The 14955-nt window shown below is 66.5% G+C and carries 11 protein-coding genes; 5 read left to right on the forward strand and 6 right to left on the reverse strand.

What is annotated here, in order from left to right; translation table 11 throughout:
- Window positions 1–29: 29 nt before the first annotated feature.
- Both TS85_RS00695 and TS85_RS00700 read left to right on the forward strand, forming a co-directional pair.
- Window positions 30–986, forward strand: a complete 957-nt coding sequence (locus TS85_RS00695; RefSeq protein WP_052507651.1) for an LLM class flavin-dependent oxidoreductase — start codon at window positions 30–32, stop codon at window positions 984–986.
- 12 nt (window positions 987–998) lie between these two features.
- Window positions 999–2156, forward strand: a complete 1158-nt coding sequence (locus tag TS85_RS00700) for an LLM class flavin-dependent oxidoreductase (protein ID WP_044329814.1) — start codon at window positions 999–1001, stop codon at window positions 2154–2156.
- Between the two features lie 95 nt (window positions 2157–2251).
- On the opposite strand, the gene TS85_RS00705 is transcribed toward TS85_RS00700, so the two are convergent.
- Window positions 2252–4612, reverse strand: coding sequence for a TonB-dependent receptor (locus TS85_RS00705; protein WP_044329816.1), 2361 nt, complete (start codon window positions 4610–4612; stop codon window positions 2252–2254).
- A 234-nt stretch (window positions 4613–4846) separates the two neighbouring features.
- Window positions 4847–5056 carry a hypothetical protein gene (locus tag TS85_RS00710; protein ID WP_044329818.1) on the reverse strand — a complete coding sequence of 70 codons (210 nt, stop codon included), beginning with the start codon at window positions 5054–5056 and terminating at the stop codon, window positions 4847–4849.
- A gap of 345 nt (window positions 5057–5401) precedes the next feature.
- Between TS85_RS00710 and TS85_RS00715 the strand changes: the two genes are divergently transcribed.
- On the forward strand, window positions 5402–7903 hold the full coding sequence (locus TS85_RS00715; protein ID WP_044329819.1) for a TonB-dependent receptor domain-containing protein: 2502 nt from the start codon (window positions 5402–5404) through the stop codon (window positions 7901–7903).
- 57 nt (window positions 7904–7960) lie between these two features.
- Here the strand turns inward: TS85_RS00715 and TS85_RS00720 are convergent, their stop codons facing one another.
- Window positions 7961–9460: a CoA-acylating methylmalonate-semialdehyde dehydrogenase gene (locus TS85_RS00720; protein ID WP_044329820.1), complete on the reverse strand. Its 1500-nt coding sequence runs from the start codon at window positions 9458–9460 to the stop codon at window positions 7961–7963.
- Window positions 9461–9550: 90 nt separating this feature from the next.
- Here TS85_RS00720 and TS85_RS00725 point away from each other — a divergent pair, with 90 nt between their 5' ends.
- Entirely contained in the window at window positions 9551–10432 is an 882-nt protein-coding gene (locus tag TS85_RS00725; protein ID WP_044329821.1) for a LysR family transcriptional regulator, read from the forward strand.
- A gap of 133 nt (window positions 10433–10565) precedes the next feature.
- Window positions 10566–11792 carry an NAD(P)/FAD-dependent oxidoreductase gene (locus TS85_RS00730; RefSeq protein WP_044329822.1) on the forward strand — a complete coding sequence of 409 codons (1227 nt, stop codon included), beginning with the start codon at window positions 10566–10568 and terminating at the stop codon, window positions 11790–11792.
- 20 nt (window positions 11793–11812) lie between these two features.
- Here the strand turns inward: TS85_RS00730 and TS85_RS00735 are convergent, their stop codons facing one another.
- Genes TS85_RS00735 through TS85_RS00745 form a run of 3 tightly spaced genes read right to left on the reverse strand, consistent with a single transcriptional unit; the run spans window position 11813 to window position 14844 of the window.
- A complete protein-coding gene (locus TS85_RS00735; protein WP_044335599.1) occupies window positions 11813–12697 on the reverse strand; it encodes a methylenetetrahydrofolate reductase in 885 nt (294 codons plus the stop codon).
- 30 nt (window positions 12698–12727) lie between these two features.
- Window positions 12728–14116, reverse strand: coding sequence for a syringate O-demethylase (desA, locus tag TS85_RS00740; protein ID WP_044329823.1), 1389 nt, complete (start codon window positions 14114–14116; stop codon window positions 12728–12730).
- Window positions 14113–14844 (reverse strand): alpha/beta fold hydrolase, encoded by a 732-nt coding sequence (locus tag TS85_RS00745; RefSeq protein ID WP_044329824.1) that lies wholly within the window; start codon window positions 14842–14844, stop codon window positions 14113–14115. Before TS85_RS00745 ends, desA begins: the two co-directional genes overlap by 4 nt.
- Between the last annotated feature and the right edge of the window lie 111 nt (window positions 14845–14955).

Genomic DNA, 14955 nt, shown 5'->3' on the forward strand with positions numbered 1-14955 from the left:
CCCGCGTTTGTAACCGAGAGGAATGCAGCATGACGATCCAGACCTATTGGCAACTCGACGTGACCGAGGATGCGGCGCGATCGGAACCCGGCGCGCGGCCGTCCGGGCGGTTCCGCGACGTCCGCACGCCGGCGCTCAATCGCTATGATTATTACGTCCAGGTCGGTCAGGCCGCGGCGCAGACGGCGTTCGACGGGCTGTTCCTGCCGCATCGCCCGCAATCGGACGACAGCAACATCGTCGCCGCCGCGATCGCGCGCGAAGTGCCGCGGCTGGGGCTGATCCCCGAGTTCCCGGCGTCGTCGGGCTCGGCGGTCTATGCCGCCAAACAGGCCGTGAGTTTCCAGCGCCAGACACACGGGCGGCTCGGCTGGGCCATCGCGAAGGATGCGGACGCTGCGTCGCGGGCGCGTGAGGGGGACGAGGTTCCCGACGAGGCGCTCCCTGCGCGCGTCGACGAGTTCCTGACGGTCGCGCGCGGCGTGCATGGCCAGCAGCCCTTCGATTTCGCCGGTACGCATTTCGAAGTGCAGGGCGGCGGGTTCACCGCGCCGCTCAACGGTGTCGCCTTCCCCAGGGTGTTCCTGCAGGGCGAGAGCGAGGAGGCGCTGGCGCTGTCCGCGCGCACTGCGGACGTGCATCTGTTCGCCGCAAACACGCCCGCGGCGCTGCGCGCGCACGTCGAGACGCTCGACGCGCTGGCGGCCCATGCGAGCCGCTCGGTCGGGTTCGGTGTCATCCAGCACGTTCTGGCGCGCGAGGATTCCGCCGATGCGCGGCGCGAGGCGGGCCGCGCCGGACTCCCCGACACCGCGATTGTCGGCACCTATGCCGATGTCGCCCAGCGGCTGGCGGATCTCGCCGCGCTGGGCCTGCGCCATTTCGTGCTCGCCGCGCCCTCCTCGCTCGAGGAGGCCTATCGCATCGGCCAGCACGTCCTTCCCCGCTTCCGCGCGCTGACCGAGCGCGTGGCGGTCGCTGCCTGAGGAGCTGTTGCCATGACCATCGATTTCTACTGGCGCCTGCCCAGCCATGGCTGCCACGGCAGCCTGCGCGATACTGCCTATGACCGGGGCGACTGGTCGCCGATCAGCCCGCGCAACGTCGCGCCGGGGCTCGATCGGAGCGGCGCGGACGACGGCTTCCGCTATGTCGACCATCTCAGCGCGATCGCGCGCGCGGCGGAGAGCGTGGGCTTTATCGGCGGGCTGATCCCGTCCTTCCCCAACACCGACGACCCCTGGGTGATTTCGCCGCTGCTCGCGCGCGAGACCCGGACGTTCCGCTTCATGATCGCGTTCCAGCCGGGTTTCCTGAACCCGGTCCATGCCGCGCGGATGTCGGCAAGCCTCCAGCGCGCGACCGGCGGGCGCACGGTGTTCAACATCATCACCGGCGGCGGCGGCCCTTCGCAGCTCTGGTGGGGCGACCGCTTCAGCCATGACGACCGCTATGGCCGCACCACCGAGTTCCTAGACGTGTTCAAGGGCGTGTGGAGCGGGGAGGGCTTTTCTTATGACGGGCGCTTCTATCAGGTGCAGGACGGGGGCCTTTCGCCGCTGCTCGCGCGCGAGGAAGTGCCGGAGATCTGGTTCTCGGGCTCGTCCGACGCGGCGCTGCAATCCGCTGCCAGGCACGCGGACTATTACCTGTCCTGGCTCGAACCGTTCGACCAGCTCGCCGACAAGTTCGCGCGGGTGAAGGACCGCACCGCGGCGCTGGGCGGCGAGCAGAAATGCGCCGTGCGCGTCGATCTGGTCGCGCGCGCCACCGAGGAAGAGGCCTGGGCCGAGGTGCGCGCAGGCTTTGAGGGGCTGAGCCCCGAGCGGCGCAACCAGGCGCGCGGCGGCCCGACCGATTCGGTGGGCGCCGCGCGGCAACAGGCGCTGCGGCCCAGCGAGGCGACGCGCTATGACGACCTGATCGTCGCGCCGAACCTGTGGGGCGGATTCAGCCTGCTCCGTGGCGGGCCGGCGCTCGGCATCGTCGGGAGCTATGAGCAATGCGCCGCGCGGCTGGACGATCTGATCGCGCGCGGGACCGACGCCTTCATCCTCGCGGGCACGCCGCATCTCGAGGAAGCCTATCGCGTCGGCGAGGAAGTGCTGCCGCTGCTCGGGAGCAAGGCGGAGGTGCTGTTGCACGCCGCGGAGTGACACGCGGCGGAGTTGAGAAAGGGCGCCGGTGGCATGTCACCGGCGCCCTTTTTTGCGCCCGGGAGCGGGAGGGCGGCACCCCCCCCGCCCGGTTCTCAGAAGCGCACGATCAGCGACGCGCCATAGGTGCGGCCATCGGCCCAGGCGACCGTGTCGCCGGTAATCCCCTGCGCCGCGTTGGCGGCGGGGAGGGCGTGGTTCAGATAGTCGGTGTCCAGCAGGTTGTTCACGAACGCGGACAGCGTGACCCGCTCGCCCGCCGGGGTGTAGCTGATCCGGGCATTGGCGATCGTATAGCCCTTCTGCGTCAGCAGGTAACGGTTCACGACATCCTGCGGCGTGATGTAGTAGAATTGCCGCGAGGTGTAGCGGGCATCCGCGACCAGATCGACCGTGCCGCCGCTGCCCAGCCCGACCGTATAAGTCGCGCTGCCGTTGAGCGTCAGCTTCGGCGCCCGCACGAACCGTGCGCCCGCCAGGTTGGCGCCGCCGTTCACCACCTGGAGCGTGTCATATCTGGTGTCGAGGATGCCCACCGCGCTGGTCAGCCGCAGCCCCTGGACCGGAGTCGCGTCGATCTCGAACTCGGCGCCGTTGACGTGCGCCTTTTCGGCGTTCTGCAGATAGGAGACGGTGGCACCGCCGACCGCGCCGGGATTCGGCCCGACCACGTTGATCTGCACATTGTGATAGTCATAATGGAACACCGTGGCGTTGACCGTCAGCCGCCGGTCGAACCATTGCGACTTATACCCCAGCTCGAACGCGTCGAGTTCCTCCGGCGCGACCGTGGCGAGCGCGACCGGCAACGTCGCGGCGGTGTTGAACCCGCCCGATTTCACCCCGTGCGAATATTTGGCGTAGAGCAGATTGTCGGGCGCCACCGTCCAGGACGGGGTCACGTCATATGTGAAGGCGTCCCAGGTCTTGCGCAGACTGCCCGAGAAGGTGCCCGCGCCGCCGAAGCTGCCGGTATAGCTGTTCCACCATTGGGCAGTGTTGCTCCATGCCGTTCCCGCCGCATTGGCCGAGGCGCGACGGTCGAAGTCGAGCGTCTTGGTCTCGCGGGTCCAGCGCGCGCCGATGGTCAGCTTCACGGCATCGGTAAAGTCGAACGTCGCGCTGCCGAACGCGGCGCCGCTTTCGGCGCGGTGATCATAGTGCGTCAACGCATACGCAACCGTCGCGGTGCTGCCCGGGCGGGCCGGGACCGAACCGTCCGGGAGTCTCGCCGAATAGGCATCGGAGTCGATCTTCTCGTTGAAATAATAGAGCCCCAGAATCCAGTTCAGCCGATCCGACTGGGGCGAGGCGAGGCGGAGTTCCTGCGTCCATTGCTGGCTGCGCGCGCGGGTGTAGCTGCGTGAAATCTCCAGCGGGGTATAGTCGCTGTCGCCCGCGCCGCGGGTCTTGAACCGTTCATAGCCGGTGATCGCCGTCAGCGAGAGCCCGCCCAGGTCCCAGTCGAGATGCAGCGACCCGCCGAACTGCGAATTGCGGCTGAACTCGCCGGCATTGGTGCTGATCATGTCCTTGTCGGTCGAGGGCGCATAGCCGTTCCGGACGATCCCGCTCGCCGCATAGCTGCCGGTCGTCCAATAGGTGCCGTCGGTCTGGTAATCGCGATAATGGAGGCTCAGCAGCGCCTCGAAACGGGGCGCGGGGGCGAGCAGAAACTGGCCGCGCACGACATTGTCGCGGATCGCGTTCGACTTCTCGCCGGTGAACGCATTGGTGAAGCGCCCCTCGCGATCGTCGATCCGCGCCGAGATGCGCGTCGCGAGCACGCCGGGGATCAGCGCGGCGCCGATGCCGGCCTCGGCGATCTTGTTGTCGAAGCTGCCATATTCGAGCTTCACATAATTCTGGTCGGCGGCATCGGTGAGCGACGGGCGCTTCGAGATGACGTTGATCGCGCCGCCGGTGGTGTTCTTGCCCCATAATGTGCCCTGCGGCCCGCGCAGCACTTCGACGCGCTCGATGTCGAACAGCGGCAGGCCGGTGGCGCTGGCGTTGCTGATATAGACATCGTCGAGATAGAAGCCGACCGGGTTCGCCAGGTCGAGCTGTTGCTGGCCGGCGCCGACGCCGCGGATCCACCAGCGCGGGCGGCCATGCTGCTGGGTCCCGGCCGAAGCGTTGGGCACCAGATTGAGCACTTCGTTCGCCGAACGCCCGATCCCGCCCTCGCTGAACTGCGTAGAGCTGATCGCGGTGATCGCCGTCGGCACGTCCTGGAGCCGCTGCTCGCGGCGCTGCGCAGTCACGACGATATCGGCCTGGGACTGGGTTGGATCGTCCTCCGGATCGGGCGCGGCGGTTACCGTGGCAACGGCCTTTGCAGCGTCCTCGTCGCGCGGCCCGGCAAGGGCGGGGACCGCGCAGGCCAGCGTCAAGGCGACAAGGCTCGAGCGGGCGAGAAGCGACAGCGCGGCGGGATGAGTCGGTTTTGGCAAAATGAGATTCCCCTGATCATCGGGCGCGACGGCGCCGTGGTCTGGGGAGAGGAAAGCAAGCGATGTGCCATAGCCGTAAACTATTGAGATGCAGTGACATATCGCGAATTATGGCAATATGGTGCGGTTCTGGCTGGTGCGATTACACCAGCGGGGCGCGGCGGGGCTGTTGGGTCTTCAGCAGCCCTGCCCTGAAAGGAGGCGCAGCCGTCAGGCGTGCCCGCCCGTTCGGGCCTAGTCGTCCGACCCCGTCGTCGCGTTCGGGTTGCTCGGACCTTCATAGTCCTTGTGGCTCTGGCCGCCGTCGAAATGGCCGTCGGACTTTTCGCCATGGGGGTTGGGATAGGCGCCGCCCTGACTTTCTTCGCCCGGCGGAGTGGTGACGCCGTCGGGGGCCTTGTCCGTGCCTTCGCCGTTCGCTTGCATCGGCTGACTGTCGCTCATGTCGATCTCCGGTCGCTGGGATGCATCAACGGCCGGGCCGCCGCGCGCGTTCCGGTGCGCTATTCTTCGCGCGCCGGCTGGAGCAGCTGTCGCCGCATCAGGTCACCTCCAGTAAATTGACTTAAGGAAAAATACGACACCTCGGAAAGGGATCAAAAATTCTACGGACACCGAAAGTATGATCGGTAAATTACTGTTAGTATATATTTACCATTGCTTTAATCGCACATCGGTATTTTTGCGAAATAGATGAATATCTTGCGCTTATGCATCAAGCGACCTGATTTACTATGAAAGGCAGGGGTAATGATGCGTAGTGTTCACCTATTCTCGACCATCGCTTCGATGGCACTGATTCTCCCCACTCTCGCGATCGCGGCGCCGGACCGGACGCCCCCTGCGGATACCGGCAAGGACAAGGACGCCGCCCAGAGTGAGGCGAAGGCACCCGAGCCTGCCCGCCAGAAGGCGCTGTTCTCCACGGGCGTGGCCAAGGGCCGCGACCTGCTCGACAGCGCGATTTCGACCAGCGCGATCGGCGAGGCCGAAGTGACTCAGATCGGCGCGCGCTCGCTGGGCGAAGTGCTGCGATCGGTGCCCGGCTTCCGCGTCGAGGCGACCGGCGACACCACGACGGTGGCGTATACCATCCGCGGCCTGCCGCTGACCGGGTTCGGGTCGAAAAACGTGCAGTTTCAGGAAGATGGCCTGCCCGTGCTGGAGTTTGGCGATCTGGCGCTGACGACCCCGGACACCTATCTCCGCCCGGACCTCACGCTGAACCGCATCGAATCGATCCGCGGCGGCTCTGCCTCGACCTTCGCGTCGAATTCTCCCGGCGGCGTGATCAATTTCATCTCGCGCACCGGCGAGGAGGAGGGCGGTTCGGTGATGCTCACCGCCGGGCTGAACTATGGCGAGCATCGCGTCGATTTCGACTATGGCGGTCGGCTGTCGGACAATCTGCGCTTCAACGTCGGCGGCTTTTATCGCCAGGGCTCGGGTCCGCGCGACCCCGGCTATTCGGCCTTCAAGGGCGGTCAGGTAAAGCTGAACATCACGCGCGAATTCGCGAACGGCTATGTGCGCGTCTATGCGAAGCTGCTCGACGATCGCGTGCCCGGGTTCCTGGAGGCACCGATCAAGATCACCGGGACCAATGCGAATCCGACCTATTCGAACTTCCCCAGCTTCAACATTCGCAACCAGGTACTCTATTCGAACAACACGCGCGCCTATGCCACCTTCAACGGTGACGGGAATGTGGAGACCCCGGACAATGCCCAGGGGCTGCACCCGATCTCCAAGTCGATCGGCCTGGAAGCGCGTTTCGAGCTCTCCGGATGGACCTTCACCGAGCGCATGCGCTACAGCAGCAATTCCGCGACGCTCGCCGCAATCCCGGCAGCCTTTGTCGCACCCGCGCCGCTGATGGCGATGATCATGGGGGGGCCGGGCGCGACGCTCAGCTATGGCACCGGCGCGAAGAAGGGGCAGGTGATTGCCGATCCGGCGACGTTGAACGGAAACGGCCTCCTCGTCTATGGCGCGCAACTGTACAATCGTTACCGCGATCAGGGCAATTTCATCAACGACTTCCGCGGCACGCGCGTCTGGAAGCTCGGGGCGGGCGACCTGACCTTCACGGCCGGCGTGTACAAGTCCGTGCAGCAGGTGAACATGGACTCGACGTCCAACGCCGTGCTGATGGAAGTGAACGGCACCGACACCGCCCTGATCGACGTGCGGACGGCGAGCGGCGTTCCCGTGACCGCCAATGGCAAGACGGGCTACACGGTCGCCCCCCTCGGGCACCTCGACTCCTCCCGCCGTGACGTCGAATACGACATCACAGCCCCGTACGGCTCCATCAACTACCATATCGGCAAGCTCGCGATCGGCGGCAGCCTGCGCTACGACAGCGGCAAGGTGCGCGGCCAGCTTTTCGGCGCAGCCCTGGGCGGCGATCGGATTGGGCAAATTGCCTATGACATCAACCGCGATGGCGCGATTTCGGTGCCGGAGACGCGGGTCGGCGTTATCCCGACCGACAGCCCGATGGCGCTCGACTATGATTATAATTATGTGAGCTATTCGGTCGGCGCGAATTATCGGGTCGGGCCGGGGCTGGCCTTTTTCGGTCGCTATAGTCGCGGCGCGCGCGCCGCTGCGGACACATTCTTTTTCACGCCGTCGATCAATGTCCAGACCGGCACGCTGGCCAATCCGGCCGACGCCTATGACGTCGTCCGCCAGTCCGAAATGGGCGTGAAGTATCGCAGCGGCAACCTTGCCCTGAACCTGACCGGGTTCCTGGCCAACGCGCATGACAAGAATTTCCAGATCCTCAACGACGCGAACGGCCAGCTTTATTCCGCGCAGATCGACCGCAACTACCGGGCCTATGGTGCGGAGTTCGAGGGCAGCTATTTCTACGGACCGTGGAATCTGACCGCTGCCGCGACCTATACCCACGCGCGGATCCGTGACGACAAGGACAATCCGGAGTTCGTCGACAAGACGCCACGGCATCAGCCAAAGCTCATCGCCCAGGTGGCGCCTTCCTATGTCGGCAAGATGTTCAGCGCGGGTGGAACCGTAATCTATACCGGCAGCAGCTATGCGCAGGACCTGAACCTGCTGAAGATGCCCGCCTATACGACCGTCAACGCCTTTGTGCAGATCCGCCCGGTCGACCGCGTGGAACTGATGGTTACGGCGAGCAACCTGTTCGACACGCTGGGCCTCGTGAACGTGATCCAGAGCGCGATTCCGGCGAGCGGCATCGGCACCGCGACGGTGATCAACGGCCGCACGGTCGCGGGGTCGATCCGCTTCCGCTTCTGATCGATCGCGCGGAGGCTGCGGCGCCCTCCTCCCGGCAACGGGAGGAGGGCGCCGCACTCAGCGCATCGTCGGGATCACGAAGCTCTGGTCGAGCACCGCGCCGCCGCTCGGCCAGCGCTGCGTGACGGTCTTGGTCCGCGTGTAGAAGCGGATGCCGTCCATGCCATATTGGTTGAGGTCGCCAAAGCCCGAGCGCTTCCACCCGCCAAAGCTGTGATAGGCGACCGGCACGGGGATCGGCACGTTGATGCCGACCATGCCGACTTCGACGCTGCTCATGAATTTGCGCGCGAGGTCGCCGTTGCGCGTGAACAGCGCCACGCCGTTGCCGTATTGATGCCCGGTCGGGTAGGAGACGGCTTCCTCGAAGCTCGACGCGCGCAGCATCTGGAGCACCGGGCCGAAAATCTCCTCATTGTAGCTGCGCATGGTGGGCGTGACGCGGTCGAGCAGCGTCGGCCCCATGAAATAGCCGTCCTCATACCCCTGGAGCGAAAGCCCGCGCCCATCGACGACGAGCTCCGAGCCTTCGTCGATCGCCATCTGGATATAGGCCTCGACACGCGCCTTGTGCGCCGCGCTGACGACCGGGCCGTACTGCGCGTCCGGATCGGTGGGGACGCCGACGCGCAGGTCGGCGATGGCGGCGACCAGCTTTTCGCGCAGGCGGTCGGCGGTCTCTTCGCCCACCGGCACGACCACGGGCAGCGCCATGCAGCGCTCGCCCGCCGAGCCATAGGCGGCGCCGACGATGTCCGCCACGGCCTGGTCGAGATCGGCGTCGGGCATGATGATGCCGTGGTTCTTGGCACCGCCCATGCACTGCATGCGCTTGCCGTTCGCCGCGCCGCGGCCATAGACATATTGGGCGATGTCGGACGATCCGACGAAGCTGACGGCCTTGACGTCGGGATGGTCGAGGATCGCGTCGACCACGACCTTGTCGCCATGCACCACGTTCAGGATGCCCTCGGGCAGCCCGGCTTCGAGCGCCAGTTCGGCAAGCCGCACGGGCACGGAGGGATCGCGCTCCGACGGCTTGATGATGAAGGCGTTGCCGCACGCGATCGCGGGGGCGCACATCCATAGCGGGATCATCGCCGGGAAGTTGAACGGCGTGATACCGGCGGCGATGCCGATCGGCTGGCGCATCGAATAGACGTCGATGCCGGGCCCGGCGCCCTCGGTAAATTCGCCCTTCAGCAGGTGCGGAATGCCGCAGACGAACTCGACGACTTCGAGCCCGCGCTGGATGTCGCCCTTCGAATCCGCGATCACCTTGCCATGCTCGCGTGACAGCATCTCGGCGAGTTCGTCCATATGCTGTTCGATCAGCTCCTTGAAGCGGAACATCACGCGCGCGCGGCGCTGCGGGTTGAGCGCTGCCCAGCCCGGCTGCGCCGCCTTGGCGCTCGCCACCGCACGGGCGACCATAGCGGCATCGCCGAGCGTCACCTGTGCCTGGACCTTGCCAAGGGCCGGGTCGAACACGTCGCCCAGCCGCGCGGCGGCGTCGGTCACCGCGGCGCCGTCGATGAAGTGATGGATCATTCGCATGGGAAATCCTCTCCGTGTTGCCTCCTTATAGCGTTCACAGCGAAGTGCATATATAGCGGCGAAATGCGCAACTGTTGTGCGATTTCCTGAATGCTCGATTGGGACGATCTCCGCCTGTTCCTGTCGGTGGCGCGCGATGGCAGCTTCGTCGCGAGCGGTCGCAGGCTCGGGCTCAACCACACGACGCTGGCCCGGCGGTTGACCGCGCTCGAGCACTCGCTGGGCACGCGGCTGTTCGATCGTTCGCCGCGCGGGGTCCAGCCGACGCGGGCGGGAAGCGAACTGCTCGACCATGCCGAGCGGATCGAGGCCGAAGTGATGGCTGCCGGGCGCAGCCTTGCGGGGCAGGAGCAGCAGGTGTCGGGGACCGTCCGGCTGGCCACGCCCGAGGCATTCGGCACGTTCTTCGTGGCACCGCGGGTCCATCTGTTCGCAGCCCGCCATCCGGGCATCGAGCTCGAACTGGTGCCCGAATCGCGGACCGTGAGCCTGTCGAAGCGCGAAGCCGATGTCGCGATCGGGTTGCATCGTCCCGACCAGGGGCGACTCCGCGCGGCACGGCTCGTCGATTACCGCATCGGGCTGTATGCGTCGCAGGACCTGCTGGCGCGCACCGGTCCGGTTGCCACCGTCGCCGATCTGCGCGACCGGCCCTTCATCTCGTATATCGAGGAGATGATCGACCTGCCCGAACTGCGCAATCTGGACCGATCGCTGGCGCAGCGCTGCGTGTTCCGCTCGAGTTCGGTCGCGGCGCAGATGGCGGCGGTCGTCTCCGGTCTCGGTTTCGGGCTGCTCCATTGTTTCGCGGTGACGCCCGAGATGCGGCTGGTGCGTGTGCTGGCGAGCGAGGTGGAGGTGATCCGCAGCTATTGGATGATCTACCATGCCGATCTGGCGCAGGTGCCCCGGATTCGCGCGGTCGCCGATTTCCTGACCGAGCAGGTGCGCGCGCGTGGCACGCAGTTTTGAGGCGGGTTGCCAGACTGGTCCACGCATCGCGCCCAAAATTTCGCGGCTGTCGCGGCAGTTTTGCCTCGACAGGACGCCCGCTGGTCTGAATGGGCGGATCGCCGGAGAAGGTTGATGCCTGGGGAACACGCATATGCATGAAGACGTGGACGTTCTGATCGTTGGTGCCGGCCATGCCGGTGCCGCCTGTGCGATTGCCCTGCGCCAGGGCAAGTTCGACGGGACCATCCTGGTGATCGGCGCCGAGCCCGAGCTTCCCTATGAGCGGCCGCCGCTCTCGAAGGAGTATCTGGCCGGCGACAAGCCGTTCGAGCGCCTGTTGATCCGCCCGGCGGGCTTCTGGGCAGAGCGCGACGTCGCGTTCCGGCTCGGCACCCGCGTGACCGCGATCGACGGATCGGCGCACAGCGTCACCACCGATGCGGGCGACACTATCGGGTATCGCCATCTCGTCTGGGCCACGGGCGGCGCGCCGCGGCGGCTGACCTGCGATGGGCATGACCTGACCGGCGTCCACACCGTCCGCGACCGCGCCGACGCCGATCGGATGATGGCCGAATTGCCCCGGGTCGAGCATGTCGTCGTGATCGGCGGCGGCTATATCGGGCTCGAGGCGGCGGCGGTGCTCGCCAAATTCGGCAAGAAGGTCGTGCTGCTCGAAGCGCTCGACCGCGTGCTGGCACGCGTCGCCGGCGAGCCGCTGTCGCGCTTCTTCGAAGCCGAGCATCGCGCGCACGGCGTCGAGGTCCGGCTGGGCGCGGCGGTCGACTGCATCCTCGGCGAGGATCGGGTGACCGGCGTGCGGCTGTCCGACGGCGAAGTGCTGCGGGCCGATATGGTGATCGTCGGCATCGGCATCGTTCCCGCAGTCGAACCGCTGCTCGCCGCGGGTGCGGAGGGCGGCAACGGCGTGGCGGTCGATGGCCAGTGCCGGACGAGCCTGCCCGATATCTTCGCGATCGGCGATTGTGCGCTCCACGCCAATCGCTTTGCCGGCGGCGCGTCGATCCGCGTCGAATCGGTGCAGAACGCCAACGACCAGGCGGCGGTGGCCGCCAAGGCGATCCTGGGCCAGCCGGTGGCGTATGAGGCGGTCCCATGGTTCTGGTCGAACCAATATGACATCAAGCTCCAGACGGTCGGGCTGTCGATCGGCTATGACCTCGCCGTGGTGCGCGGCGATACGGCGAGCCGCAGCTTCACCGTCGCCTATCTGAAGCAGGGCAGGGTGATCGCGCTCGATTGCGTCAATGCGGTCAAGGACTATGTCCAGGGCCGCAAGCTCGTGACCGAGGGCAATTCGGTGGACGTCGCCCGGCTCGCCGATCCGGCAGTGCCGCTGAAGGAACTCGCCGGATAGCAGCGCGCGGTCCGGTGCGACTATCCGCCGATAGCGCAGCCGTGCCGGGCCTGGAAGTCACGCACCCACTCGGCGGTCGCGCGGAGGCCGCCAAAGGGGTAGAGATGGAGCAGGACGTCGCCGTGCCGCGCGGGATCGAAGCGCTCGGCCAGTTCCTCGACCAGCCGGTCCGGGCCGGCGTTCGACAGCAACCGCGTTACCGACAGCCCGTATTTCGCCATCACCGACGCCGACGCGGCAACCCCGCAGCGCGCGGCGAAGCCCAGCAGCCGCTTGACGCTGGCGGGGCCCGGAATGCCCAGCCGGATCGTCGCGTCGATGCCCGCATCGCGAACCTGCTCGACCCATGCGAGCATCGGCGCCGCGTTGAACCCGAATTGGGTGACGATCGCGAAATCATGCCCGCCCTGGAGCAGCAGGTCGCGCTTGTCGCGCGTCGCCTGCCAGATCTTGTCGTTGCCGATATCGGCATGGCCCTCGGGATAGCCCGATATGCCGACGCGCTTGATGCCGTGTTCGGCGAGCATCCCCGAACGGATCAGCGACAGCGCGTCGGGATAGGGGCCGAGCGGCTCGGGCGGATCGCCCGCGACGACGAAGCAATGGTCGTTGCCGACCTCGCGCCGGAGCGCCGCCAGGAAATCGCGCAGCTCGGCCTCGGAATGGAGCCGCCGTGCCGAGATGTGCGGGATCGGCACGAAGCCCAGTTCCCTGACGCGGCGCGCCGTCGCCACCCGCGCCTCGAAGGTCTCGCCGGGAAGGAAGGTTACGGGCACCTTCGTCCCCGGCGGGACCAGCGCCGCCGCCTCTTCGAGCCGATCGGCATCCTTGGCCGTGATCTCGACCGACCAGCGGTCGATCAACCCGCAGGTCTTGTTTGTACCGGGCACCGGCGCTTCGATCATGATCACGGCCTTTTCAGGGGAGTATAGGGCTCAGGCGGGCTGCTTGGTGCGCCAGCTCTCGGCATAGGCGTCGCGGGCGACTTCCGAATAGGGAACCGGGCTGACGGTCGCCTTGATCTCGGTCTGGACGTGGCGCTCGACCGTGGGCTTGCGCGTGCCGCTATCGGGCTCGCCCCACAGCAGAGTGACTTCGGTGCCGGGCTCGGCATAGCGCTCGTCGACCATCGCCAGCGTGAGCATGCGGCCCTCGTTCCAGCTATAGCCGATCCAGGTCGACAGGCCGACCGTCTGGCCGTCGACCAGCACGCTGTCATACGGATGCATCGAATAGACCGCCGAGGGGAACTCCATGAACTTGGCGCGGTCGCCCTTGCTGAACATCGAGCTCATCACGCGCAGCACGTCCTCGTTGTCGAGCGCCAGCGTGACCTTTCGGCGGTGCGGCCCCTCGGCCTTTTTCTCCAGCGCCTCGCGACCGATGAAATCATGGTCGAACTTGACGAACGGGCCATAGCCGAGGTCCCAGGGCGTCAGATAATAGTCCTCGATGCTGGCGCCGACGAAGCTGCCGCCGATCGATGCCTTGGCCTCGTAGGAGGTGGCGGGCAGCCACTCGCGATAGGCCTTGAGGCTTTCGCCGGTATAGACCGCGGGCAGCGGCGACGGGATCCAGCCCGATTCGAGCGTGTTCGACGAATAGGTGCGTCCGCCGACCAGCTTCATGCCGACCGGCGCGCCGGCCTCGACCAGCGCGCTGTGGACTGCCTGATAGTCTTCCCACGGCCCGAACAGCTCATAGCCCGGCTGCCCCGCCATGCCGTGGCGCAGCGCGCGCACGTTCTTGCCGGCGATTTGCAGCGTGGTCATGTTGAAGAACTTGAGCTGAGGCACTTCGCCGCCGACGGCGTTGTTCATCACCTTGAACGCGTCCGGGCCCTGGACCTGGAAGCGATAGTTTTTGCGCTTGCCGTCGCTGCGCATCGCAGTGCGCTCGTCGCGATCGAGCGTGACGTCCCACTTGCCGGTGGCGACATGATATTCGATCCACTCGATGCACGGCGCGCGACCGACGAGGCTGAACGCATTCTCGGCGAGATAGAACAGGATGCCGTCGCCGATGACATAGCCTTCGGGCGTCACCGGGACCCACTGCTTCGCCTTGTCGACGGTGAAGCCCTTGAAGCTGTTTACGCCGAGATAGTTGAGCAGCGCGAAGGCGTCCGGTCCCTCGATCGCGAGGTCGACCATGTGGTAGGACTGGTTGAACAGCACCGCGCCGTGCTGCCAGGCCCATTGCTCCTCGCGCCAATTGGAATATTCGGCGGGCACGCCGGGATAGGCATTGGGGCCGGTCTGCTGGTTGCGCAGCAGCGCGACGATGTCGCCGGCCTCGCCGATAACCTGTTCAAGATTGCTCATGTTCGTCCTCTCACTGGATCCTGATCCGATGGTTCGAGCCAGCGGCGCAGCGCCGCAGTGACCGAATCTGCCGCTTCGACGGGGGCCATGTGGCCGCTGTCTTCGAAAATCGTGAAGGTGCTGCCGGGGATGGCGTCGGCGATCTCGCGATGCTGCGCCACCGGGCTCCATGTGTCGTCGCGCCCGACACCGACCAGCGTTGGCACCGCGATCGTCGGCAGCAGGTCGCGCCGGTCGGCACGCGCCAGCAGCGCCTCGATCTGCGCCTCGAACTGCGCCAGCCCGGCGCGGCGGCACATTGCGCGCAGGGGCCCGGCAATCGCCGGCACGTCGCGATGCGCGGGAAGCAGCATCGGCGGCAGCCATGCGTCGATCAGCGCCTCGACTCCGCGCGTCCGCCCCAGGTCGCACAGCGCATGGCGCTTCTCGGCCTCGCCAGCCGCAACCGGGTGCACGCCGGTATCGAGCAGCGCGAGCCGCTCGACGCGCTCGGGCGCCTGATCGACGATCTCCAGCGCGACGCGGGCGCCCATCGAATGCCCCGCGAGCGCGAATCGCGGCGGCGCCGCGGCGAGCGCACGGGCGGCCATTTCTGGGAGCGTGCGGGCATCGCCATAGTCTGCGACGATCGGCGCAAAGTCCGCGAGCGCGACGCATTGCGGCGCCCAGATCGTCGAATCGCACCACAGGCCGGGCAGCAGCAGGAGGGGAGTTATGTTCGCACTCATGAAAAGTTCAGATAGACGAAGCTTTGCCGCGCCGCTAGACGAAATCTAAGCAGACCGCGAGGAGCGAGGATGCGCGAGAGGATCTGGACCATGCCGAGCACCGTCATGCAG

The sequence above is a fragment of the Sphingomonas hengshuiensis genome (genome assembly GCF_000935025.1).
Lineage (GTDB): Bacteria > Pseudomonadota > Alphaproteobacteria > Sphingomonadales > Sphingomonadaceae > Sphingomonas > Sphingomonas hengshuiensis.